Source organism: Caballeronia sordidicola, assembly GCF_000729995.1.
GTDB classification, from domain to species: domain Bacteria; phylum Pseudomonadota; class Gammaproteobacteria; order Burkholderiales; family Burkholderiaceae; genus Caballeronia; species Caballeronia sordidicola_A.
Genome location: NZ_JNFG01000028.1, coordinates 17034 through 38709 on the forward strand (window position 1 = coordinate 17034; position 21676 = coordinate 38709).

Below are 21676 nucleotides of genomic sequence, written 5' to 3' on the forward strand. Positions count from 1 at the left end.
TGCCGAATTAAAACAATGCCTATGCAAGGGTTTTGGCTATCGAACTGATAGTAACGAGTCTGCCGATGCAGCTATTAGTATGTAGACGCCACATTTTCGTCAATTGTCGCCGTCTTGCCCGCGCACGCGACGTTTGCCTGATTACATAAGCGAAGGCCGCGCCTCCCAACGAGAGCGCGGCCTTCTGCAATCAAAATCCACGGAAAACCTATTGCGGCGTCAGGTTCTGCCCAGATTGTCCCGGCTGATTCTGGAGCGTTGGCGGCATTGGCTGGACGGGCAGGTTTTGCTGCATCGGCTGCGATGGTGGGGCGGGGGAAACTGGTGGCAACGCGTTGCCGGACGCCGTCGCCCCACCGGGCGTGCCCATCTGCGATGGCCTGCCGCGCACAAACTGCTTGAAGTCCGCGCCGGCCTTCCACGGGTTCGGCTCGCAACCGAGCATATTGTCGCAATGGGCGGCGAAACCGATCGTCGCGGTCCCTTCGTTGCTGGGCGTCTTGGTGATCTGGTACGCAAGGGCGCGTTTGCCGCCGGACGGACCGTCGGTCTGGATGATCGCATCCGTGATCGTCTCCAGCTTGTATTCGGAATGGTTGCTCACCCAAACCTGCGCGCGAGCCCACCACGCGTCGCATTCCGCCTTGTTCGTGCAGGTGAGCGGCGCCGTGGCCTGCTCCATGGTCTCGCCTGAAATCTGGCCGGTCGTCGAGCAGCCCGCCAGCAGCGTGATCGCTGCTACCACCGTGCTGATTGCCGCGGACTTGGCTACGCTGTTGCTGCCCAACAAAGGCTTTCTCATTTTTCTTCCTCTCCTTGTATGTGTCCAGACTGGCCGATCGTGCCCGCCAGCCGCTGATTGGTCTGGTTCAGCTGATACGTCGCTATTTTCAGACCTGACCCGCGGACGAGCGTTTCCACGCGTTGCGCACTGTTGCAAAACAAGTAAGGGTTGCCGCTGCTGAAGCTGTGCGGCGAGGAAAAAGCTGCTGGATTTGCGATGGGCGCCGGCTTTGAAGCCGGCGCCCAGCAAGTTCAAACGCTAATGCGGTTCAACGTGTAAGCACGATAAGCGCCGACGAAGGCATCGAACGAACCGACTTCTTCACGCTCGATTCTTGCCTGATCATCCAGCGACTTTGCAGCGAGCGCCGCCATTTCGCGCTCGACGTCAGCGCTGAGCGGACGGCCACGGAAGTAATCGGCATGCTTTGCGCTCAGTTCCATCGCAAATTCGTTGAAGCTTTGATGCCGCTCGCGCATGGTCTGGAGCACGCGGGCGGACGGCGTCAGCGAGACATCGGCCAATCGTGCTCGCTGGGCCTTCAAAGCCGTCATGTGTTCATCGATGCCATGCAGCGCGTCGAGCGCCCGCGCGACCGGCTCGATGGCGTCGAGCAATGAATCCGCCCAGCCTTGCATGGAGACTTCACGGCCATCGCGTGCCAGCGTCAGGCCGGGCTTGCGGCCTTCCTTCGTGATGCGCGCGAAGTTCTCGTTGGCTTCCTCGTTGGCGGCGCGCGGCAAAAGCGGGCTGTCTTCGAGCGCGCAATACAGCAAATACGCGTCCATGAAACGCGTGGTCTCCAGCGAAATCCCGGTCGGCTCGAACGGGTCGATATCGAGACAACGCACTTCAATGTATTGCACGCCACGCGACGACAACGCATGCAACGGCCGCTCACCAGGTTGCGTCACGCGCTTTGGCCGAATGGTCGAGTAGAACTCGTTCTCGATCTGCAACACGTTCGTGTTGATCTGCACCCATTCGCCGTCGCGCTGCGTGCCCATGGCTTCATACGCCGGATACGGCTCGCTCACCGCTTTCGCGAGCACGTCGAGGTAACCGTCGAGTGTGTCGTAGCTCGGCAGCAACGCGGATTGCGCCGGGTTGTTCGTGTAGCCGAGATCGCTCATCCGCAGGCTGGTGGCGTACGGCAGATAACGCGTGGTGGCGTCGAAGGTCTCGAGCGTATTCGGGCGGCCTCGCAGGAACTGCTCGTTGAGCGCAGGCGATGCGCCGAACAAATACATCGGCAGCCAGCTTGTGCGGCGAAAATTCCGGATCAGCGCGAAATACCGTTCGGACTGGAAATCGACGAGCGGCACGCCGCTGCGGTTATCGAGCGCGGCCCATGCACGCCAGACATCTTCGTGCAGCGAATAGTTGTAGTGAATTCCGGCGATGCATTGCATGGTGCGGCCGTATCGCAGCGACAAACCGCGCCGGTACACGTGCTTCAACATGCCTATATTCGATGTCCCATACCAGCCGAGCGGGATGTCCTGATCAGCGGGAAGCACGCCGGGCATGGAGTCGTTCCAGAGCAATTCGCTGCCGAGATGGGCGTAGGCGAAGCGATGCAAGTCGTCGAGTTGCTCGAGTGTGCGCGCGACGTCGTGCTCGGCCGGCGTGATCAGTTCGATCAACGCTTCGGAGTAGTCAGTGGTGATGAGCGGATGCGTGAGCGCGGAGCCAAATGTGCGCGGATGGGGCGTGGTAGCAAGCGTACCGTCGCGCGTCACCCGCAGGCTTTCCTTCTCGATGCCGCGCAGCCCCTGGCGCAACGCAGCGCTTTGGGGGCCGCTGGTCAGTGCGGATAAGCGGCGGCGCAAGGCGCTGTCAGACGGAGATGAGAAATTCGTATTTGCCATTGCTGCGACGGTTGCGTGTCGGGCGCAGAACAGAATGCGCCGAACCAGATTTTTTAGGTAGCGGGCACTTTAACATCTCAGTGTAAGACGTGCTTGAACCCTTGCCGGATAAGGGTTTGCGCGAATTCGAGTCGTTTGGAGCGGAAGTCTCGGCGATGGGGTTTGCTAGATGATGCAGGCGTTGCGGTTCGGATGGGTAACCGCTGGTGGTTTTTTGAATGCGCTTTGGACGTGCGCAGCCTCACCCGCCTTTCGCCGACCCCGCGCGATCGGCGATCTCATTCCACACATGCAAGGCAGCATAGGCGCGATATGGGCGCCACGCCTCAGCTCGCGCGCGTAACGTCGCCGCTTTCGCCATCGACGGATCGCGTGCCACCAACGACTGCATCAAGATCAAGTCGGTACCGGGCCACGCATCGGCATCGCGTAGGGCGCGCATCGCGACATATTCCACTGTCCACGGACCGATACCCGGCATGGCCAGCAACGCGGCCCGCAGTTCGGCGCGGTCCGCATGCGGATCGTCCAGCGGCAGCGCGCCTGCTGCGACCTCGCGTGCGAAGCCCTGCAACGCGGCCACGCGTTTGCCCGGCATGCCGATCTTCTCCAGATCGACTGCGGCCAGTGCGGCGGGCGTGGGGAAACGCCAAGCCGTGCCGGCGTGCGGATGATCGGTGAGTGGCGTACCGGCACGTTCGACGAGTCTCCCCACAATGGTCGATGCCGCTTTCACGCTGACCTGCTGGCCGACTATCGCGCGCACGACCAGCTCGAAGCCGGACCACGCGCCGGGTACGCGCAGCCCGGGCACGGCTTGAGTCAGCGGCGCGAACCACGGATCGCGGCCGAGATGGGCGGCGATCGCGGGTGCGTCCGCCCGGAGATCGAACATGCGCGTCAGATGCTCGCCGATCGCTTTCGCATGGCGGCTTGCCGCGCCTTCCAGCGTCGCGACGAGACAAGGCTTGCTGGCGTGCTTTGTTACGCTGAGCGTCCCCGAATCACCGAGCCACTCGATTGCACGGCGATACGCACCGTCTTCCACCGCTTCGACGCCAAGCGTCGCGCGTCCCGCGAAAAATCGCAGGACGCGTGACCAATCGTAGGGTTCAACGTAGGGCAGCTGGATGCGGGTGAGTTTGGTTGGTGGCAATTTAGGCGCGTTCGAAAGCAGAGAGGATCGGGATGCTAATCGGCATCGTAGCGCTCAATGTGGTTTGGGAGATGCCATCAACCCAGATCCTCCGCGTCGACGGTTTCAAGCGGCGCAGCCACCCGATGCTCTTTTTCCGCCGATAACAACGCGACCTTGCGCGCGGTTCCCCATCGATACCCCGCCAGCGCGCCATCCTTATGCACCACGCGATGACACGGAATGGCAAGCGCCACAGGGTTAGACGCGCACGCATTCGCCACCGCCCGCACCGCCCGCGGCGACCCAAGCGTTTCGGCGATATCCGTATAACTGCGTGTCTGGCCGTATGGAATCCTCTGTAACGCGTCCCACACGCGCTGTTGAAATGCCGTTGGACTGATATCGAGCGGCAGGTCGAAGTGCTCTCGCGTGCCGCGCAAATAAGCATCGATCTGCACGATAAACGGTGCGAGTCGCGCCTTGTCCTCGATCCGCTCCGCGTCCGACAACTCCTGCGTCAGTTCGGCTTCGAGCGCGGCGGGGTTATCGCCGAAAGCAATCTTGCAGATGCCCTTGGGCGTTGCCGCGACCAGCACGATTCCGAGCGCCGTTTGCGCGGTCGCGAAATGCACGACCAGCCCGGCCCCTTTGCGTCGATAAGTCGACGGCGTCATCCCCAACTCAGCGGGCGCCGCCTCATACATCCGCGATGTCGAACCGAAGCCGGCGTCGTGCATGGCGCGCGTCACGTCGTCGCCACGTTGCAGCGCGCCGCGTAGCGTATCCGCGCGACGAGCGGCCTGGTATTGACGCGGCGACACGCCGACCACACGCGAAAACAGCCGCTGCAAATGAAACGCGCTGACATGCACGGCGCGGCTCAGTTCCGCGAGCGTCACGCGTTGCTGCGGGTCGGCGTCGAGCACCTTGCACGCCCGCTCCACGATCGCCAGCTCGCGCGACAGGCTGCCCGGCTGACACCGCTTGCACGCCCGATAACCGGCGGCTTCGGCTTGCTGGGTAGTATCGAAGAATTCGACGTTTTCACGCCGGGGCTGGCGCGACGCACACGATGGGCGGCAAAACACGCCGGTCGTACGAACGGCATAAAAGAATGCGCCGTCGGCGCTTAAGTCGCGGCTCGACAAGGCGTCCCAACGCGTTTCATCGTTGGAGAAAGCAGCGGTACTTGATTCAGTTTTCATCACAATCCTCAGTTTGCGAAGGGTACGTGACTACTTTAGAGGCGGACGTCTATAGGTACTCGCCGGATCTTGCTCTGTCATTTCTTCCTTGAAGTACGGGGCTGTGAACGCATGGACAAATGACGCACAGATGCGACACACCATCACCATAGGGGTTTTTACTACGATAAGTGTTGCGTCGACCCTATCGGCTGTGTAATATCGGAACTGTCTCCTCCATGTCTCCTCCTGATATGGATTCAGCCCGCTCCGCAACGAGCGGGCTTTTTTTCGTCTGTACACTTTGAAGCCTTTGTAGCCGTGCTGTTTCGCAACACTTGCTAAACTTGGAGCTGGCTTTTCATGCTCAGTTGTTGTCGGTTGTCACGTAATAACGGAGACACGCGATGCAAATATCCATCCGCGAGATTGATCACGTCGTGATTCGCTGTGCGAACCTTGATGCCATGGTGGGCTTTTACAAGACGGTGCTGGGCTGTCCGGTAGAGAAGGAGCAGCGCGACCTTGGGTTGGTGCAGATGCGCGCAGGACGCTCGCTGATCGATTTGCTGGCGGTGGGCGCAAAGATTGATCGGCCGGAAAGCGGCACGCCGGGCACGGGCAACAACATGGATCACCTGTGCCTGCGAGTGGAACCCTTCGATTCCGCCGCGTTGCGCGCGCATCTGATTGAGAACGGTGTGCTCCTGGGGGAAGACGGCCGTCGATACGGTGCTGAAGGCTTCGGCCCGTCGCTGTATCTCTTCGATCTGGAAGGCAATCTTGTCGAGTTGAAGGGGCCGCCGGAAGCGTGACCGGCGTCCTTAGCTAATCCGTCAGCGAGGTTTTCCCTTGAACACCGTCCAGTCGATAGCGACCGGGTCTACCGTAGCGCTGCCCAGCGATGCCTCGCCGTCCTGCACCGTGCATTGAAGCCGCATGGTCCGTTCCGCCAACGCACCGAGCGCTGCGGCCACGCCATCGGTGAGCGACCAGACGGTCACGTTTTGCATCCGCTCGACCTTCGCCTTGACGCCCTGCCACCAGATTTCGGAGGTGCGGCCGCCATACGCGATCACGATCACCCGATCCGCGCGTCCGCTCGCCTTTGCGATGCGCCGTTCTTCCGGCTGCCCGACTTCGATCCACGTTTCGATTTGTCCGGTCAGATCCTTTTGCCAGAGATCGGGTTCGTCGGTGTCGGACAACCCTTTGGTGAATTCGAGGCGTTCGCTCGCGAATAACGCGAACGCGGCGACACGCACCATCATCCGGTCGTCTGTTTCGGACGGATGCCGGGCGATCGTCAGCGCGTGGTCGCCGTAGTAGTGCCGATCCATGTCGGCGATTTGCAACTCAGCTTTGTAGATTGTGGATTTAAGGGCCATGCAACACCGGAAAGCCTGTTTGAGAGGCCGGAAAAAGGGGAATTCAGAACGGATGTTTCGGGCGGATCCGCAGCGTGCTCACGCATACCGACGCGTTCCGAATGACGTTCGATGACGTTCGACGCGTGATGATACCGAACGCGTTCGTTCGTTGCGGGGAATCGCTGGTGGAGGGGAGGTGTCGCCGGCGGCCCGGAATTGGTCTGTGCCACTGCCGGTGCAACGTAAGACCGTCCTGAGAGGACGCGTAACTAACCCGGCGGGCGTGAATAAATTCACGCCGCGAGCTAATTGCCCGATTAGATGAGCGGCGGTTTTTAAGCCGCCGTTATCCCTTCAGGCCGTGATTTACATGTGGTTAATTCATTGCTTAATAAATCGATCCGCAGTCCACAAGCCTTGCGTATCGCTGTTTGCGGCATTCACAAATTCAACGTCATGGCCGACAACCTGCACTACACGGAAATGAGCGCCTTCCGGAGCCGGGATGCATTGAAATCCGGTGAAGAATTCCTGCATTTTCTGCTGCTCGCCTGCTTGGGCGTGCTGATCGGCGGAATCGAATTTGTCCTTCGATAAACAGCCGAACGCGTTAGGCATGAAACTGAAGGTTTGTTGCGGCTGGATCACCTTGTCCTGGGCCTGAACCGAGGTGATCGCGCCCAATAAGCCGATCATCGCAAAACCAGCAATGGCGCGCATCTTCATCTATAGCCTCCATGCAACTCTTTAGCGGGATTTAGCTATGTATTCAGTGACTAGTTATTAATATGCAGCGTTTATCCTAGACGAGAATTTGCAAGAGGCAAGCACAACTTGTGTGCGCTCGCAACAAGACAGATTGTCGCAGACGGCTACTCGGGATTAAGCGGCTTTAAGCGCGCGGCACCGCCATTCAAAATGGCGAATGATGCGGCGCAAACACAAAAGACAAATAAAAGATGCCCAGTTCACTGGAACCGGGCATTAACCCCACGAGTGAGGGAGGAGACACAACAAAATACTGGACCTGATCGCTGGTCAAAGCCCGTTTGATACTAAGCAGAATCTGTGCCGAATGCGGGAATTGAACAGGGAAATGTGACTTGGCAGATGAACTCGTTTTAAGTCAGACACTTGGCGCACGACGCCTTTCCGTGCAGCGGCGGGGTGTAATCCGGGTCATGTCGCGATCCTGCCGTTTTTTACATAGTGTCTTGTCAGACGCGAATGTTCGTGGATTAATCGATGCTTCCTAACAGGAGCTTCCATGACCCTCGCTCAATGGCTGCCGTTCGCGGTTGCCTCCGCCATCCTTGTTGCCATTCCCGGGCCGACCGTGCTGCTGGTCGTCTCCTACGCGCTCGGCCACGGCCGCAAATACGCACTCGCCACGACTGCCGGCGTTGCGTTGGGCGACCTCACGTCGATGACCGCTTCCATGCTCGGGCTTGGCGTGTTGCTCGCGGCATCGGCGGAACTGTTCATGGTTTTGAAATGGGTGGGCGCGGCCTATCTCGTTTATCTGGGCATCAAGTTGTGGCGCGCGCCGGTGATGGATGCCGATGCGGTGAGTGCGCCTACCGAGTTGCGCACAAGTCGGATTGTCGCTCACGCTTATGCGGTGACGACGCTCAATCCGAAGAGCATCATTTTCTTCATTGCGTTCCTGCCGCAATTCATCGATCCGCATGTGGCGAGCATTTCGCAGATTGCGATCATGGAGGCGACGTTTGTCGGATTGGCTGCGGCGAATGCGTTTGCTTATGCGATGCTGGCTTCGGTCGCCCGGCGCGCGATTCGGCGGCCTGGCGTGCAGCGGGGGGTGAACCGGACCGGCGGCGCGTTGTTGATGGGAGCGGGGGTGTTTGCGGCGGCTTGGAAGAAGGCGGTTTAAGGGACGGGTGGGCGGTGCCCTGGAGAACCGCGAAGTCGGTTATCGCGAGCTTCGCTGCTGATCCGGTGAGACCATTCTGGTGGCTTCACCGAAACGGTCTCTCACCGGATGGGCTGAGGGTTCGCAAGCAACCCTCGCTTTTTTCAACTGGTTGTCTCAACCCATTCGCCGCCCCGAAGGGGCTATGGCGACGCCTGTGGGTTGCTGAATCACGCGAGCACCTCCAAGCCGTGTTTCTGAACGACTTGAAGTAGGCGCGCCGCGAGACCACTCGGCTTTTTTGCACCAGCCTCCCACTGCCTGACGGTCGAAGGGCTCGTGTTCAAGTAATGAGCAAAGACACTCTGGCTGACATTGGCACTCTTTCGGATACGTGCAACGTCCTTAGCCTCATAGCGGGGCGGCTCCTCGATGCACAGGTCGTCATACTCACGCATTGTCTTTTTGTCGATAAGCTTCGCGCGAAACAGGCCAGACGCGGCGCTGTGAATCGCCTCGGAAGCGTCGCTCTTGAATCGTTTGTCAGCCATTGCAAATCTCCAATAGTTCCTTCAGATCAACCAGCAAGTCGATATCGACTGATGTCTTGCTTCCATAGTCCTTGGCGAGCCTCTTAAACTTCTTTAGATCGATATCGCCGATGTTGTCCATGTCGCTTTTTGCAAATAGAAACACGAAGATCCATCTTCTGCCCACCTTGTTCACGACGAGGCCACGTTTCGTGTTCCTGTCCAGTCGCTTCTTCCAGACGTTGCCGCCGAGATCGTCGCCTTGGCCGTCCATCAGTTGCTTTGCGGCTTTGCACAGATCGTCGTTGGTAATGCCGGCCGACTTGGCTGCCTTGCTGAACCATGCTGTTTTAAAAACGCGCTGCGTGAGTGCCTGCATTGCATGCCGGTTTGACGATAAACATCAACTATGCCACCTAGTGGTATAGCGTTCAAGTCAAATTCTGGCGCAGGCGCGCCCATGATCCATCCCGGCTCGCGGGCAGGAGCCCGCATCGCACATCGCGCGCGGGTCAGCGAAAAGGAAGGCTAGCATCAGCGTGACCTGTCCCTGATTTCGCGACGGTGGGGTCTATGACAACGTTCAGATGCTGCAGACGTCGAGTGGTGCAAGGCTACATCAATACAAAAGCGGTGGAGTTGCTATCGGGCCGCAAGAGTGACGCTGCTGAAAATGTTGAGTTTAGTGACCAAAAAATTCCCGCGACACGGTCCCTCCGCTCTTCTGTCGAGCTACCGCTGGTTCCAGAGTGCATATGCCACTTTTAGCAGGAATGCGGTCGTCTCTGGGCTCAGTTCTTTCAGCCATGCCAAGGTCGGAATAGGCTTTCTATCCGGCGTGGGGCCGGTCAAGCGCCGGCGTACACCCACTTCGATTCGGCGACTCCATGACGCTCTGATAGGAAGCCCGAATCACACGCCAAGCCATCCAAACCACACGGCCATTCGCCAAAGCCCTGCAATGATGATCACGGCAGCGATGGTAGCCAACGCGATCTGCCTGCGGCAGCGAGTTGCTTGCTCTTCTTCGAGACCCTGGGGTTTGGCCATTTTGGGCTCCCTGCGTGCGTTCTCTTCTGGAATCCTACATCAAGGAACGCCATGAGCCATGCGACGCCTACTTCCCAATACAAAAGCGGCTGAAAATCACGCCCAGCAGATCATCGGAACTGAACTCTCCGGTGATCGAATTGAGCTGATCCTGCGCGAGCCGCAGCTCTTCGGCGAATAGATCGAGTGCTTGCGAATTCTGGTCCGCATGGTCGGCGGCGATCGCCAGATGTTCCCTCGCCGCTCGCAGTGCGATCAAATGCCGCTCGCGCGCCAGATAGATACTTTCTGCGCCCGCCTGCCACCCGGCAATCTTGAGCAATTCGCTGCGTAACAGCGCAATCCCATCACCGGTTTTCGCCGACAAACGCACTTCGCGCACACCATCACCGGCCACATCCGCCGATGCCTCTACGCCTGCCAGATCAGCCTTGTTCAGCACGCGCACCACTGGCACGCCCACCGGAAAACGCGCCGAGATTGCTGCATCGTCGGCACTTAGCGCTTCGCGTGCGTCCAGCAGATGCAGCACGACATCCGCGCGGCCGATTTCCCCCCAAGTCCGTTCGATACCAATCCGCTCCACCTCGTCCTGCGTGTCGCGCAGGCCGGCAGTATCGATGACATGCAGTGGAATGCCTTCAATCTGAATAGTCTGCGTGACCTTGTCGCGCGTGGTGCCGGCAATCGGTGTGACGATGGCGAGTTCCGCGCCGGCCAGCGCATTCAGCAACGACGATTTGCCCACGTTCGGCTGCCCCGCGAGCACAACCGACAGCCCCTCGCGCAGCAGCGCGCCCTGACGAGCGTCCGCGAGCACTTTGTCCAGCAAGGCACGGATGCGGGCGAGCTTGCCGCGGGCATCGGCGGCTTCCAGGAAATCGATCTCCTCCTCGGGGAAATCGAGCGTCGCTTCGACCAGCATGCGCAACGCGATCACGTCTTCCACGAGCGCATGGATTTCGCGCGAGAAAGCGCCATCGAGCGAGCGGCCCGCCGAGCGTGCCGCAGCTTCCGTGCTCGCCTCGATCAGATCCGCTACAGCCTCGGCTTGAGCCAGATCGAGCTTGTCGTTGAGAAACGCGCGACGCGTGAACTCGCCCGGTTCGGCCAATCGCACGCCGAATTCACGACCGGTCTCCACAGCGCGCTGCAACAGCAGTTGCAACACGATCGGGCCGCCGTGTCCCTGCAGCTCGAGCACGTGTTCGCCGGTGTAGGAATGCGGTGCGGGGAAATACAGCGCAATGCCGCGATCGATTGCGTCACCGCGCGCATCGATAAACGGCACATAGCTCGCGTGCCGGGCCTCGAGCAACTGTCCGCACAGCGCGAGCATTGCGTGTTTCGCCGCTGCTTCGCCCGCTCGCCCGAACGACAGCCGGATCACGCCGATACCCCCACGCCCCGGCGCGGTGGCGATCGCGACGATCGGATCGGTGTCGTTATTGGACATGGTTGTTTCCAGCGGAACGCGAGTGAACGAGTGGCGGCATTGTAGCGTGGCGCTTTCGTTTCGCTGCGTCGCACGGTCCGCTAGGAGGATTCTTAATTTATCTTAAGTGGGATATGATGAACCATAGGAATGGCTGTGAGTGTGCATCGTTTCATTGGGTGCAAATGTGGTCGTTATTGGGTCACGGCGATCAATCACTCATCGCGGCATTCTCGACTTATTTTTCCTGAGCGCGCTAAAAATGAGAAAGATGCGCCATATCTAACGTAGGCGGTTGACTCCGCCACTGTGTTTGCCTCGCACAATCGCGACCATGCCAACACCCAAAGAGAAAACCGATTTTTCGGATCGGCTCAAATTTTCGATGACGCGCGCGCCCGAGAAAATGCGCGGCGCAACCGATCTCGCTTTGCATTTCAATTTGCGTTATCACGGCGAACCCGTGTCGCCGCAAACCACGCACAAGTGGCTGACCGCGCGTTCAATTCCCACTGCCGACAAACTGGCGACACTCGCTGAGTGGTTCAAGGTCGAGCAGCACTGGCTTCATTACGGGCCTCCGCCGAGCGGGAACCCGCAAAACGCACCGAAGCCGATCACGCATGATGAGAAGTATCCGGCGTCGGAGGAAACGCTTGAGCTGGCTTCGAAGATCGAGGCGCTGTCGTCGCATCACCGGTATTTGCTGGAGGAGTTGATTGATCAGTTTTATGGGACGGGTGGGAAGCGCTGAGGCGCATTCATAAACAACTCACAGAAACAAAAACGCCCGGCATAAACCGGGCGTTTTCAAACCAATCCAACCGAAGGCCAAAAACCTAAGCCTTCGCCACCTTCTTCTGCCCCATCATGCGCGTGATGTAATACTGCTGCGCTATGGAAAGCACGTTATTCACGACGTAATACAGCACCAGTCCTGACGGGAAGAAGAAGAACATGACCGAGAACGCCAGCGGCATGAACATCATCATCTTGGCCTGAACCGGGTCCGGCGGCGTGGGATTCAACCGCGTTTGCAAGAACATGGACACAGCCATCAACACCGGCAAGATGTAAAACGGATCGGCCTGCGACAAGTCGTGAATCCACAAGACCCACGGCGCACCGCGCATTTCCACCGACGACAGCAACACCCAATACAGCGAGATAAACACCGGAATCTGTACAACGACCGGCAGACAGCCGCCGAACGGATTCACCTTCTCGGTTTTATATAGCGCCATCAGCTCCGAATTCATCTTCTGCGGATCGCCTTTATACCGTTCACGCAATTGCGTCATGCGCGGCGTGATGGTCTTCATGCGTGCCATCGACTTGTAGCTCGCCGCCGACAACGGGAAGAACACCGCCTTGATCAACAGCGTGAGCAGGATGATCGACCAGCCCCAGTTGCCCACATAGCTATGGATCTTCTCGAGCAGCCAGAACAGCGGCTTCGCGATGATCGTCACCATGCCGTAGTCTTTCACGAGCTCGAGACCCGGCGCGACGCCTTCCAGCATCCGCTCTTCTTCCGGACCGGCAAAAAGCCGCGATTGCACGTCGACGGTTTGCCCCGGCGCGATGGTCTGCAACGGCTGCTGCACGCCCACGCGATACAACTTGGGATCGATCTTCTGCACGTAGATATCGCGCTTCACGCCCTGCTGCGGAATCCACGCCGACGCAAAGTAATGCTGCACCATTGCGACCCAGCCGTTATCGGCGGAGGGCGCAAAATCTTCCTTGCCCTTGTCGATATCGCTGAACGTCATCTTCTGGAAGTGATGCTGCTCGGTATAAACAGCCGGCCCGATGAACGTATGCGAGAAGCGCGGCGTTTCCACCGGCGAATCGTCACGCACAAGCTCCATATAGAGGCGCGGCGTAACCGGCGCAGTGCCGACGTTCTGCACCTTCGTGTCGACACCGATCACATAGCTGCCGCGCGTGAACGTGTAGGTCTTGATGACCTTCACGCCACCCTTGACCGGCGACTCGAACGAGATCGGCAACGTGTTGCCGTCACCCATCGTCGTCTGGCTGCCCGGTACGAGCGTGAAGACGTCGTTGTGGTTGGGGAAATCGCCACCGAGCAGGCCCGTGCGCGCGAGATACGTGTGGGTCGCGGTGTGATCGAAAAGCGTGATGTACAGATCCGGCTGCTTGCCGTCACCTTCCTTCACGAGCGACAGCTTCGAGAGCGTGCCGCCGCGCGTATCGATCTGGCCGGAGTAGACGTCGGTCGAGAAATTCACGAGCTGATCTGCGGCGGTCGCGGGTGCGTTCGAACCAGGCGCGGCCGGTGCGCCGGGTTCACCCGGTGTGGCCGGCAAATCGGCGGCTTGCGTGCCCGGCGTCGTGGTTCCCGGTGCAGCGCTGCCGACCGTCTTGGTCGGGACGGCGCTCGGGAAGAACATCGACGGGCGCCCATGGTCACGTTGCCAGTTGTCGTACAGCATGACAGCCGACATGAAAAAGATGACCCATAGGACGGTACGTTTGATATCCATGCGTTGTCTCAGTGTCGATCGAAGAGCGCGTTATTGGCGCCGTGGGGGTTTGAACTCACTGAATTTGCCGGATTCGATGAAACTGGATCTGGCAAATTCGATGCGCTCGGGGCAGAGTCGTCGACTGGGTCGGCCGCTGACGCGCCATCCTGCTGAACGCAGCCGGCGGCGGACGGAGGCACGGGGACCAGATCGATGCCGCCAGCCGAAAACGGATGGCAGCGGCACAGACGTTTTGCTGCGAGGAATGAGCCACGCGCGGCGCCATGATACTGGATTGCTTCGCGCGCGTAGTCAGAACACGATGGGTAAAAGCGGCACCGGTTGCCGAGCATGGGGCTCACCGCAACCTTGTAGAAGCGTAATAAGGCGATCAACGCCGTTTCTGCCATTCGTGCCGTCTGCATAAAATTCGCGCTCAGGTCGACCGGACCAAGCCGGTGTGCGCCTGAAGCGGCTCATGAGCCCGCAGGCGCGGGTGGGTCGTTGACGATAGTCGATGATGCACCCTGTTCTCCCATTCGCCGTGCCGCTTCGCGCACTGCACGGTCAATCAGGCCGTCGATCTCCTCGCGAAACAACGTGCGCAGCGGCGGCGATTTCGCGCTCGGCATGGCCTTGCGGTCAATTTTCGCATGCAGCCGCAGCAGGATATCCCAGCCGCCAAGCTCCGCGCGCCGAAGCCGGAATGCCTCGCGCGCCAACCGCTTGATCAGGTTACGCGTCACCGCGCGCGGCGCAAACTTCTTGCCGATAACCAGGCCCAGTCGCGCCTCGTTGCCTGTCGGCTTGCCATACAGGACAAAGTGCGGAGACCGCCGCCAGGGGCGCAAACGAAAAACGGATGAGTATTCATCCGTTTTCAGCAGCCTTGCGGCCTTGGGGAACGCGGCACGCGCTCGCAACTGACTGGTTTCCGGTCCGGAGCTTGTCGTGCTGCGCACCTGGCCGTCGCACGCGTCTGGGCGAGTGCCGGGGTGCGCCGTCAAAAGCGACCTTATACAGCCAGGCGCTTGCGGCCCTTCGCGCGACGTGCGTTGATCACCTTGCGGCCGCCGGCCGTCTTCATACGGACGCGAAAGCCGTGGGTACGCTTGCGGCGGGTAACGGAAGGTTGGTAAGTGCGTTTCATGTTGGTCTCACTTGGGTAAAAACGGACCGCCGGCCAGACGTAAGCGACGAAAAACGCGACGAACCGGCCGGTGGTACAGGAATTCGGGTTTTGCGGAACCCGCTATTTAAACCGTTTTCCTATTGACCGTCAATAGGTTACGAGACATGGCGAGCGGTTTTCGAAGAAGTCCACAGGCCTGATGATCCGAAACGCGACATGGTCCGTCCCTGTGGATAACTCGCGCCGCGGTTGCATTTGGCGTTAGAATCTCCGCTCAATCCGACGTAACCGCACGTTGTCCCGGTCCGCTGTACCGCCTGCAAAAGCATGGTGGGCAAGGCTCTGGGGCACGCTTGCCCGCGCGCACCGGGCCTTGTCGCCGAGTGGCGGCGAGAGCGGCGGCAGGACTCGCGGTAAACCCTAACGACTGCATTCGATGAACGATTTTTGGCAACACTGTTCCGCATTGCTGGAGCGCGAACTTACGCCACAGCAGTACGTCACATGGATCAAACCGCTGGCCCTGGTCGACTTCGATGCCGATGCGAGCACGCTGCGCATCGCCGCGCCCAACCGGTTCAAGCTCGACTGGGTGAAAAGCCAGTTTTCCGGGCGCATTGCCGATATGGCCCGGGATTTCTGGCACGCACCCGTCGATATCCAGTTTGTTCTGGACCCCAAAGCCACAGCACGCAAGGCGATGGGCGCGCCCGCGCCTTCCGTTCCGTCAGCGCCCACTGGCGCGCCGCCGGGTTCGCCTTCCATGCAGCGACCGGCCGCGCAGCCCGCTGAAAGAAGCAACGGCGGCCACGCGAACGCGAGCGCCCACATCAACGCCCTCGCGGCGGAAGCCGCGCAGCACGCGCAATCGCTGCAACATAACGACCAGGGTGACAGCGGCGACCTCGACCTGCCGAGCCTCGACGCCAACGAAGCCGCCGCCGCGCGCCGGACATGGCGGCCGGGCGGCACGACATCGTCGAATGGGGAAAACGATTCGGCGTACGAGCGCTCGAAACTCAACCCCGTTCTCACCTTCGACAACTTCGTGACCGGTAAGGCGAATCAGCTCGCTCGCGCAGCCGCGATCCAGGTGGCGGACAACCCCGGCATTTCGTACAACCCGCTGTTCCTCTACGGCGGCGTGGGTCTGGGCAAGACCCACCTGATTCACGCGATCGGCAACCAGTTGTTGCAGGACAAGGCTGGCGCGCGCATCCGCTACATCCATGCGGAGCAATACGTGTCGGACGTGGTGAAGGCCTACCAGCGCAAGGCTTTCGACGATTTCAAGCGTTATTACCATTCGCTCGACCTGCTGCTGATCGACGATATTCAATTCTTCTCGGGCAAATCGCGAACGCAGGAAGAGTTTTTCTACGCGTTCGAGGCCCTGGTGGCGAACAAGGCGCAGGTGATCATCACGAGCGATACGTATCCGAAGGAAATTTCGGGTATCGATGACCGGCTGATTTCGCGCTTCGACTCCGGCCTGACGGTCGCGATCGAACCGCCCGAGCTTGAAATGCGGGTGGCCATCCTGATGCGCAAGGCGCAGTCGGAAGGCGTGAGTTTGTCGGAGGATGTGGCATTTTTTGTCGCGAAGCATTTGCGTTCGAACGTGCGTGAACTCGAAGGTGCGTTGCGCAAGATCCTCGCGTTCTCACGATTTCACGGTCGCGAGATTTCGATCGAGTTGACCAAGGAAGCGCTGAAAGACCTGCTGACGGTGCAGAACCGGCAGATATCGGTGGAAAACATCCAGAAGACGGCGGCGGATTTCTACAACATCAAGGTCGCCGATATGTATTCCAAGAAGCGGCCGGCGAACATCGCGCGGCCGCGTCAGATCGCGATGTACCTGGCGAAGGAACTTACGCAGAAGAGCCTGCCCGAAATCGGCGAATTGTTCGGCGGGCGCGACCACACCACGGTGCTGCACGCCGTGCGGAAAATTTCGGCGGAACGAGGCACGGACGCTCAGTTGAACCACGAACTGCACGTGCTCGAGCAAACGCTGAAAGGTTGAGCGTTTTGCGCGGCGACGGGACGCGCGGCGCGCAATGCAAAAGACGCTCGAACTGCAGGAAAACGGCGGCTGAACGTAGCCGCCGACGACGAACAGCCCCAAACCAGCGCCGAATCAGCAACTAGCCATGCAAGCGGCGAAATACGCGCCGAACGCCCGCTGACGATCGTGCGCACGGCGGTTTGTCGCCTGCGCCCAAAAGCGCCACAAAAAGCGCCAAATAATGGGCCTGTTTATTGACGAAATTGCCCCCATTTTCAGGGGGCGGTCAGGTTTTGAGGCACAATACGGGTTTGACCGTCCAGCGGCCCTGGGCGGCGTTTTGGCGCAAGCCTGGCACGTGCGGGTGGCAATCGCCGCAAGCGCGTGACACGAGACCGTCCGAAGGTCATCCATGCGGTGGCAAACGCTTCTCAAAAAGCGGTGGCAAAAGCGGGGACTGCAGCGGTGACACAAGCGGCGGACGGCCGTCACATCAACGAAGGAACTCTATGCAACTGGTCAAGACCGAACGAGATAATCTCCTAAGGCCGCTGCAAACCGTGAGCGGAATCGTCGAACGCCGTCATACGTTGCCGATTCTCGCCAATTTGCTGATCACCAAGACTGGCGCCGACGTGTCGTTCCTCTCGACCGATCTCGAACTTCAGATCACCACGCGTGCTGACTTCGGCACGGGCAGCGATCAGGTTGCCACCACGGTTGCCGCTCGTAAGCTGCTCGATATCCTGCGCGCCATGCCGCCGGGTGAAGTGTCGCTCGATCTCACCGACAAGAAGCTGACGGTACGCTCCGGCAAAAGCCGCTTCGCGCTCCAGACGCTTGCTGCCGATGAGTTCCCGACCGTCAACCAGGCAACAGAGTTCGGCGCGAGCCTGTCGGTTCCGCAAAAGACCTTTCGGCAATTGCTCGGCATGGTCCACTTCGCCATGGCGCAGCAGGACATCCGCTATTACCTGAACGGCATGCTGCTGGTGGTGGACGGCGACCAGTTGATGGCAGTTGCAACGGATGGCCACCGGCTCGCGTTTTCATCGATGAAAATCGAGGGATCGTTCGCGCGCCAGGAAGTGATCATCCCGCGCAAGACCATCCTTGAGTTGCAGCGCTTGCTTGAAGACATCGACGACTTGCTGGTCATCGACATTGCCGCGAGCCAGGTCAAGTTCACGTTCGGCCAGGTCGAACTCGTGTCGAAGCTCGTGGAAGGCAAGTTCCCCGACTTCCAGCGCGTGATCCCGAAGTCGCACAAGAACACGTTCCTGATCGGCCGCGAAGAATTGCAGCGTTCGCTGCAGCGTGCCGCCATTTTGACGTCGGACAAGTTCAAGGGCGTGCGCTGCCTGATCGAGCCGGGCCAGTTGAAGATCATGTCGACCAACGCCGACCAGGAAGAAGCGCAGGAAGAGCTGGAAATCGCGTATCAGGGCGACAGCGTTGACATCGGTTTCAACGTCACGTATCTGCTCGACGTGCTCGCGAACCTGAAGATCGACATGCTGCAAGTGAGCCTCGGCGACGCTAGCTCAAGCGCCCTGATCACGATTCCCGAGAACGACGAATTCAAATATGTGGTGATGCCAATGCGCATCTGACGCGGCCAAAACTAAAAACTTTCCAAGGGGCGCATTGCCCCTTTGGCATTTTTAAGGCGTTTCGAAAAGTCTCATGCAGCGACCGCGCAGCAATCCCCGCAGTGACCGCGTAGTGACCCAGTAGCGATCCAGTAGTGACGCAGAACCGGAAAAAAACCCATGACTGAAAACCCAATTTCGCAACCCGACAACGCTTATGGCGCATCCTCCATTCAGATCCTCGAGGGTCTGGAGGCGGTCCGCAAGAGGCCGGGGATGTATATCGGCGATACGTCGGATGGCACGGGTCTGCACCACCTCGTTTTCGAAGTGCTGGACAACTCCATCGACGAAGCGCTCGCCGGCCATTGCAACGACATCCACGTCACCATTCACGCCGATAACTCCATCTCCGTGACCGACAACGGCCGCGGCGTGCCGACGGGCCTGAAGCTCGACGACAAGCACGATCCGAAGCGCAGCGCCGCCGAAATCGTGATGACCGAACTGCACGCAGGCGGCAAGTTCGACCAGAACAGCTACAAGGTGTCGGGCGGCTTGCACGGCGTGGGCGTGTCGTGCGTGAACGGCCTGTCCGAATGGCTGCGCCTCACCGTGCGCCGCGACGGCAAGAAGCACTTCATGGAGTTCCATCGTGGCGTGGTGCAGAACCGTGAACTCGTGACGGAAGACGGCATTACGTACTCGCCCATGCACGTTGTAGGCGACACCGAAAACCGGGGCACCGAAGTGCATTTCATGCCCGATATCACCATCTTCGGCAACGTGGAATTCCACTACGACATCCTCGCTAAGCGCATGCGCGAACTGTCGTTCCTGAATAACGGCGTGCGGATCCGCCTGACCGACCAGCGTGACGGCAAGGAGGACGATTTCGCGTTTATCGGCGGCGTGAAGGGCTTTGTCGAATACATCAACAAAGCGAAGCAAGTGCTGCATCCGAACGTGTTTCACGCGATTGGCGAGAAGGACAACGTCACGGTCGAAGTGGCCATGCAGTGGAACGACAGCTACAACGAAAGCGTACTGTGCTTCACGAACAACATTCCGCAGCGCGACGGCGGCACGCACTTGACCGGCCTGCGCGCGGCCATGACGCGGGTGCTGAACAAGTACATCGCCGATCACGACATCGCGAAGAAAGCGAAGATCGAGACGAGCGGCGACGATATGCGCGAAGGTTTGTCGTGCGTGCTGTCTGTGAAGGTGCCGGAGCCGAAATTCAGCTCGCAGACGAAGGACAAGCTGGTGTCGTCGGAAGTGCGTGCGCCGGTGGAAGACGTGGTCGCCAAGGCGCTCGAGGAGTTCCTGCAGGAAACGCCGAACGACGCGAAGATCATTACGAACAAGATTATCGATGCCGCGCGGGCCCGCGACGCCGCACGTAAAGCGCGTGAAATGACGCGACGTAAAGGCGTGCTCGACGGCGTTGGCTTGCCGGGCAAGCTGGCCGATTGCCAGGAGAAGGATCCGGCGAAGTCCGAGATTTATATCGTCGAGGGCGACTCGGCTGGTGGATCGGCGAAGCAGGGGCGTGACCGGAAGTTCCAGGCCATCCTGCCGCTGCGCGGCAAGGTGCTGAACGTGGAGCGCGCGCGTTTCGACAAGCTGATTTCATCGGAGCAGATCGTGACGCTGGTCACGGCGCTGGGAACCGGGCTCGGCAAGGACGATTACAACCTCGAGAAGCTGCGTTATCACCGCATCATCATCATGACCGACGCGGACGTGGACGGTGCGCACATCCGTACGCTGCTGTTGACGTTTTTCTATCGGCAGATGCCGGAGATCGTGGAGCGTGGGTTTATTTATATCGCGCAACCGCCGCTTTACAAGATCAAGGCGGGGAAGGACGAGCGGTATTTGAAGGACACGCACGAGCTGAATCAGCATATGTTGAAGCTCGCCTTGCAAGGTTCGGAGCTGACTGCAAGCGAAGGCGCAACGCCGATTAGCGGCGATGCGCTCGGTGAATTGGCGCGTGCTTATTTGCTCGCGCAAGCGGTGGTGGATCGTCTCAGCCGGTTTTACGACGTCAACGCGCTTGGAGCGGTGATGGATGGCATCGAGCTGGATTTGACGACGCAAGAATCCGCCGTGGCTTCGGCTGCCGCTTTGGAGGCCGCTTTACGCGCCGATCCGTTGAAACCTGAGGTGACCGTCGAGCCGGCTTATGACGCGGTGCGTGAGATCCGGTCGCTGCATATCAATCGCCGGCATCACGGAAATGTGAAGGTTTCGGTGATCGATGAAGACTTCCAGCTGACCGCGGACTACAAGCAACTGCAGACGACCGCGAATACGTTCAAGGGGTTGATCGGGCCGGGTGCGGTGATCAAACGTGGCGAGCGGTCGATGGCGGTTACCGACTTCAAGAGCGCGATGAAGTGGTTGATCGCGGATGCAGAGCGGAATGTGACCAAGCAGCGGTATAAGGGCTTGGGCGAGATGAACCCGTCGCAGTTGTGGGAAACGACGATGGACCCGACCGTGCGCCGGTTGTTGCGCGTTCAGATCGAAGATGCGATCGCAGCTGATGGCATCTTTACGACGCTGATGGGTGATGATGTTGAACCCAGGCGCGCGTTTATTGAATCGAACGCGTTGCGGGCGGGGAATATTGATGTTTGAGGTTGTGTGTAGCGGGAACCATAACCTGAGATTTTGGGACTCATCCACTGAGAAATTTATTGATGGATACGCTCCGATAGCTCAGTTTGGTGGTACCTAGCTAAAGTCACAGCCGCGAGAACGACGGCCACCTCATCGAGGCGGCCGTCGTTTTCTCAGTCTGGGCAACAATCAGAGGGGCTTATCAGCCCGACTTCTGCTGTCTTCGCTGGTCTGCGGGTCTCGCTTGCGCTTCAGTCCAGTGTACTGAAAGCGATTTTGCCAGAGACAGCATCGCCCAGCTCACGCACAGCGACTTCTTGGTCGCCAGAGCATCGTAGTAAAGTGGCCCGGTTTGCTTCTTTAGCGAATGCTCGTCGTGTCGGGAGATGCGCGGCGCTCCTAGCCTCCGAAAGACTTCAACGCGGCGATGACCGTTGATACGCTCCTATCCGACGTCGGCAAAAGCGTCGAATCCGGCGAAGTCAGTGACGGTGGAGTGAGTGGGCGGCTGGGGCGAGTGTGTGTGTGCTGACATGGATTAGTTCTTTTAAGCTCCCACGAAAAGTTTCGTTTAAGG

19 protein-coding genes and 1 pseudogene are annotated in these 21676 nt (G+C 59.5%); 6 read left to right on the forward strand and 14 right to left on the reverse strand.

Going from position 1 to position 21676, the window contains the following annotated elements; genetic code table 11:
* Positions 1-208: 208 nt before the first annotated feature.
* From FH08_RS0124905 to ada, 4 genes are all read right to left on the reverse strand, one after another.
* Positions 209-802: a hypothetical protein gene (locus FH08_RS0124905; RefSeq protein ID WP_031360967.1), complete on the reverse strand. Its 594-nt coding sequence runs from the start codon at positions 800-802 to the stop codon at positions 209-211.
* 233 nt (positions 803-1035) lie between these two features.
* On the reverse strand, positions 1036-2655 hold the full coding sequence (gene gshA, locus FH08_RS0124910) for a glutamate--cysteine ligase (protein ID WP_031360968.1): 1620 nt from the start codon (positions 2653-2655) through the stop codon (positions 1036-1038).
* A gap of 241 nt (positions 2656-2896) precedes the next feature.
* Positions 2897-3811: a DNA-3-methyladenine glycosylase family protein gene (locus tag FH08_RS0124915; protein ID WP_031360969.1), complete on the reverse strand. Its 915-nt coding sequence runs from the start codon at positions 3809-3811 to the stop codon at positions 2897-2899.
* A 77-nt stretch (positions 3812-3888) separates the two neighbouring features.
* Positions 3889-4998 (reverse strand): bifunctional DNA-binding transcriptional regulator/O6-methylguanine-DNA methyltransferase Ada, encoded by a 1110-nt coding sequence (gene ada, locus FH08_RS0124920; RefSeq protein WP_051888489.1) that lies wholly within the window; start codon positions 4996-4998, stop codon positions 3889-3891.
* 386 nt (positions 4999-5384) lie between these two features.
* Here ada and FH08_RS0124925 point away from each other — a divergent pair, with 386 nt between their 5' ends.
* The gene (locus tag FH08_RS0124925) at positions 5385-5792 is read left to right on the forward strand and encodes a VOC family protein (RefSeq protein WP_031360971.1); all 408 of its coding nucleotides are present in this window, start codon (positions 5385-5387) and stop codon (positions 5790-5792) included.
* A 21-nt stretch (positions 5793-5813) separates the two neighbouring features.
* On the opposite strand, the gene FH08_RS0124930 is transcribed toward FH08_RS0124925, so the two are convergent.
* Both FH08_RS0124930 and sap1 read right to left on the reverse strand, forming a co-directional pair.
* Complete coding sequence (locus FH08_RS0124930) at positions 5814-6365, reverse strand: YaeQ family protein (RefSeq protein ID WP_031360972.1); 552 nt, start codon at positions 6363-6365, stop codon at positions 5814-5816.
* 363 nt (positions 6366-6728) lie between these two features.
* Positions 6729-7073: a surface attachment protein Sap1 gene (gene sap1, locus FH08_RS0124935; RefSeq protein WP_031360973.1), complete on the reverse strand. Its 345-nt coding sequence runs from the start codon at positions 7071-7073 to the stop codon at positions 6729-6731.
* Between the two features lie 541 nt (positions 7074-7614).
* On the opposite strand from sap1, the gene FH08_RS0124940 reads away from it, so the two are divergent.
* A complete protein-coding gene (locus FH08_RS0124940) occupies positions 7615-8241 on the forward strand; it encodes a LysE family translocator (RefSeq protein WP_031360974.1) in 627 nt (208 codons plus the stop codon).
* 209 nt (positions 8242-8450) lie between these two features.
* Here the strand turns inward: FH08_RS0124940 and FH08_RS0124945 are convergent, their stop codons facing one another.
* The 4 genes from FH08_RS0124945 to mnmE form a co-directional block, all read right to left on the reverse strand.
* Positions 8451-8771 carry a helix-turn-helix domain-containing protein gene (locus FH08_RS0124945; RefSeq protein ID WP_031360975.1) on the reverse strand — a complete coding sequence of 107 codons (321 nt, stop codon included), beginning with the start codon at positions 8769-8771 and terminating at the stop codon, positions 8451-8453.
* Positions 8764-9129, reverse strand: a complete 366-nt coding sequence (locus FH08_RS0124950; RefSeq protein WP_031360976.1) for a type II toxin-antitoxin system RelE/ParE family toxin — start codon at positions 9127-9129, stop codon at positions 8764-8766. Before FH08_RS0124950 ends, FH08_RS0124945 begins: the two co-directional genes overlap by 8 nt.
* 533 nt (positions 9130-9662) lie before the next feature.
* Positions 9663-9800: a hypothetical protein gene (locus tag FH08_RS52630; protein ID WP_160172500.1), complete on the reverse strand. Its 138-nt coding sequence runs from the start codon at positions 9798-9800 to the stop codon at positions 9663-9665.
* Between the two features lie 67 nt (positions 9801-9867).
* A complete protein-coding gene (gene mnmE / locus FH08_RS0124960) occupies positions 9868-11256 on the reverse strand; it encodes a tRNA uridine-5-carboxymethylaminomethyl(34) synthesis GTPase MnmE (protein WP_031360977.1) in 1389 nt (462 codons plus the stop codon).
* Between the two features lie 313 nt (positions 11257-11569).
* Between mnmE and FH08_RS0124965 the strand changes: the two genes are divergently transcribed.
* Positions 11570-11989, forward strand: coding sequence for a hypothetical protein (locus FH08_RS0124965; RefSeq protein ID WP_031360978.1), 420 nt, complete (start codon positions 11570-11572; stop codon positions 11987-11989).
* Positions 11990-12074: 85 nt separating this feature from the next.
* On the opposite strand, the gene yidC is transcribed toward FH08_RS0124965, so the two are convergent.
* The 4 genes and pseudogenes from yidC to rpmH all read right to left on the reverse strand — a co-directional run bounded on the left by yidC (position 12075) and on the right by rpmH (position 14880).
* Complete coding sequence (gene yidC / locus FH08_RS0124970) at positions 12075-13748, reverse strand: membrane protein insertase YidC (RefSeq protein ID WP_031360979.1); 1674 nt, start codon at positions 13746-13748, stop codon at positions 12075-12077.
* Positions 13749-13918: 170 nt separating this feature from the next.
* A pseudogene (yidD, locus tag FH08_RS51420) lies at positions 13919-14140 on the reverse strand (membrane protein insertion efficiency factor YidD); the annotation flags it as partial.
* A gap of 66 nt (positions 14141-14206) precedes the next feature.
* On the reverse strand, positions 14207-14692 hold the full coding sequence (gene rnpA, locus FH08_RS0124980; RefSeq protein ID WP_051888490.1) for a ribonuclease P protein component: 486 nt from the start codon (positions 14690-14692) through the stop codon (positions 14207-14209).
* A gap of 53 nt (positions 14693-14745) precedes the next feature.
* Positions 14746-14880 (reverse strand): 50S ribosomal protein L34, encoded by a 135-nt coding sequence (gene rpmH, locus FH08_RS0124985; RefSeq protein WP_006998755.1) that lies wholly within the window; start codon positions 14878-14880, stop codon positions 14746-14748.
* A gap of 418 nt (positions 14881-15298) precedes the next feature.
* On the opposite strand from rpmH, the gene dnaA reads away from it, so the two are divergent.
* The 3 genes from dnaA to gyrB all read left to right on the forward strand — a co-directional run bounded on the left by dnaA (position 15299) and on the right by gyrB (position 21117).
* Positions 15299-16891: a chromosomal replication initiator protein DnaA gene (gene dnaA / locus FH08_RS0124990; protein ID WP_031360982.1), complete on the forward strand. Its 1593-nt coding sequence runs from the start codon at positions 15299-15301 to the stop codon at positions 16889-16891.
* Between the two features lie 491 nt (positions 16892-17382).
* Positions 17383-18486 carry a DNA polymerase III subunit beta gene (dnaN, locus tag FH08_RS0124995; RefSeq protein ID WP_031360983.1) on the forward strand — a complete coding sequence of 368 codons (1104 nt, stop codon included), beginning with the start codon at positions 17383-17385 and terminating at the stop codon, positions 18484-18486.
* 159 nt (positions 18487-18645) lie between these two features.
* Positions 18646-21117, forward strand: a complete 2472-nt coding sequence (gene gyrB / locus FH08_RS0125000; RefSeq protein WP_031360984.1) for a DNA topoisomerase (ATP-hydrolyzing) subunit B — start codon at positions 18646-18648, stop codon at positions 21115-21117.
* The last annotated feature ends 559 nt before the right edge of the window (positions 21118-21676 follow it).

What these genes read in the sequence shown, in the direction of transcription:
- mnmE (WP_031360977.1), bottom strand. Translation starts at nt 11,256, where the DNA reads ATGTCCAATAACGACACCGATCCGATCGTCGCGATCGCCACCGCGCCG.
- FH08_RS0124950 (WP_031360976.1), bottom strand. Translation starts at nt 9,129, where the DNA reads ATGCAGGCACTCACGCAGCGCGTTTTTAAAACAGCATGGTTCAGCAAG.
- FH08_RS0124940 (WP_031360974.1), top strand. Translation starts at nt 7,615, where the DNA reads ATGACCCTCGCTCAATGGCTGCCGTTCGCGGTTGCCTCCGCCATCCTT.
- FH08_RS0124945 (WP_031360975.1), bottom strand. Translation starts at nt 8,771, where the DNA reads ATGGCTGACAAACGATTCAAGAGCGACGCTTCCGAGGCGATTCACAGC.
- gshA (WP_031360968.1), bottom strand. Translation starts at nt 2,655, where the DNA reads ATGGCAAATACGAATTTCTCATCTCCGTCTGACAGCGCCTTGCGCCGC.
- rpmH (WP_006998755.1), bottom strand. Translation starts at nt 14,880, where the DNA reads ATGAAACGCACTTACCAACCTTCCGTTACCCGCCGCAAGCGTACCCAC.
- dnaN (WP_031360983.1), top strand. Translation starts at nt 17,383, where the DNA reads ATGCAACTGGTCAAGACCGAACGAGATAATCTCCTAAGGCCGCTGCAA.
- sap1 (WP_031360973.1), bottom strand. Translation starts at nt 7,073, where the DNA reads ATGAAGATGCGCGCCATTGCTGGTTTTGCGATGATCGGCTTATTGGGC.
- gyrB (WP_031360984.1), top strand. Translation starts at nt 18,646, where the DNA reads ATGACTGAAAACCCAATTTCGCAACCCGACAACGCTTATGGCGCATCC.
- FH08_RS0124930 (WP_031360972.1), bottom strand. Translation starts at nt 6,365, where the DNA reads ATGGCCCTTAAATCCACAATCTACAAAGCTGAGTTGCAAATCGCCGAC.
- yidC (WP_031360979.1), bottom strand. Translation starts at nt 13,748, where the DNA reads ATGGATATCAAACGTACCGTCCTATGGGTCATCTTTTTCATGTCGGCT.
- FH08_RS0124905 (WP_031360967.1), bottom strand. Translation starts at nt 802, where the DNA reads ATGAGAAAGCCTTTGTTGGGCAGCAACAGCGTAGCCAAGTCCGCGGCA.
- FH08_RS0124965 (WP_031360978.1), top strand. Translation starts at nt 11,570, where the DNA reads ATGCCAACACCCAAAGAGAAAACCGATTTTTCGGATCGGCTCAAATTT.
- ada (WP_051888489.1), bottom strand. Translation starts at nt 4,998, where the DNA reads ATGAAAACTGAATCAAGTACCGCTGCTTTCTCCAACGATGAAACGCGT.
- FH08_RS0124925 (WP_031360971.1), top strand. Translation starts at nt 5,385, where the DNA reads ATGCAAATATCCATCCGCGAGATTGATCACGTCGTGATTCGCTGTGCG.
- dnaA (WP_031360982.1), top strand. Translation starts at nt 15,299, where the DNA reads ATGAACGATTTTTGGCAACACTGTTCCGCATTGCTGGAGCGCGAACTT.
- FH08_RS52630 (WP_160172500.1), bottom strand. Translation starts at nt 9,800, where the DNA reads ATGGCCAAACCCCAGGGTCTCGAAGAAGAGCAAGCAACTCGCTGCCGC.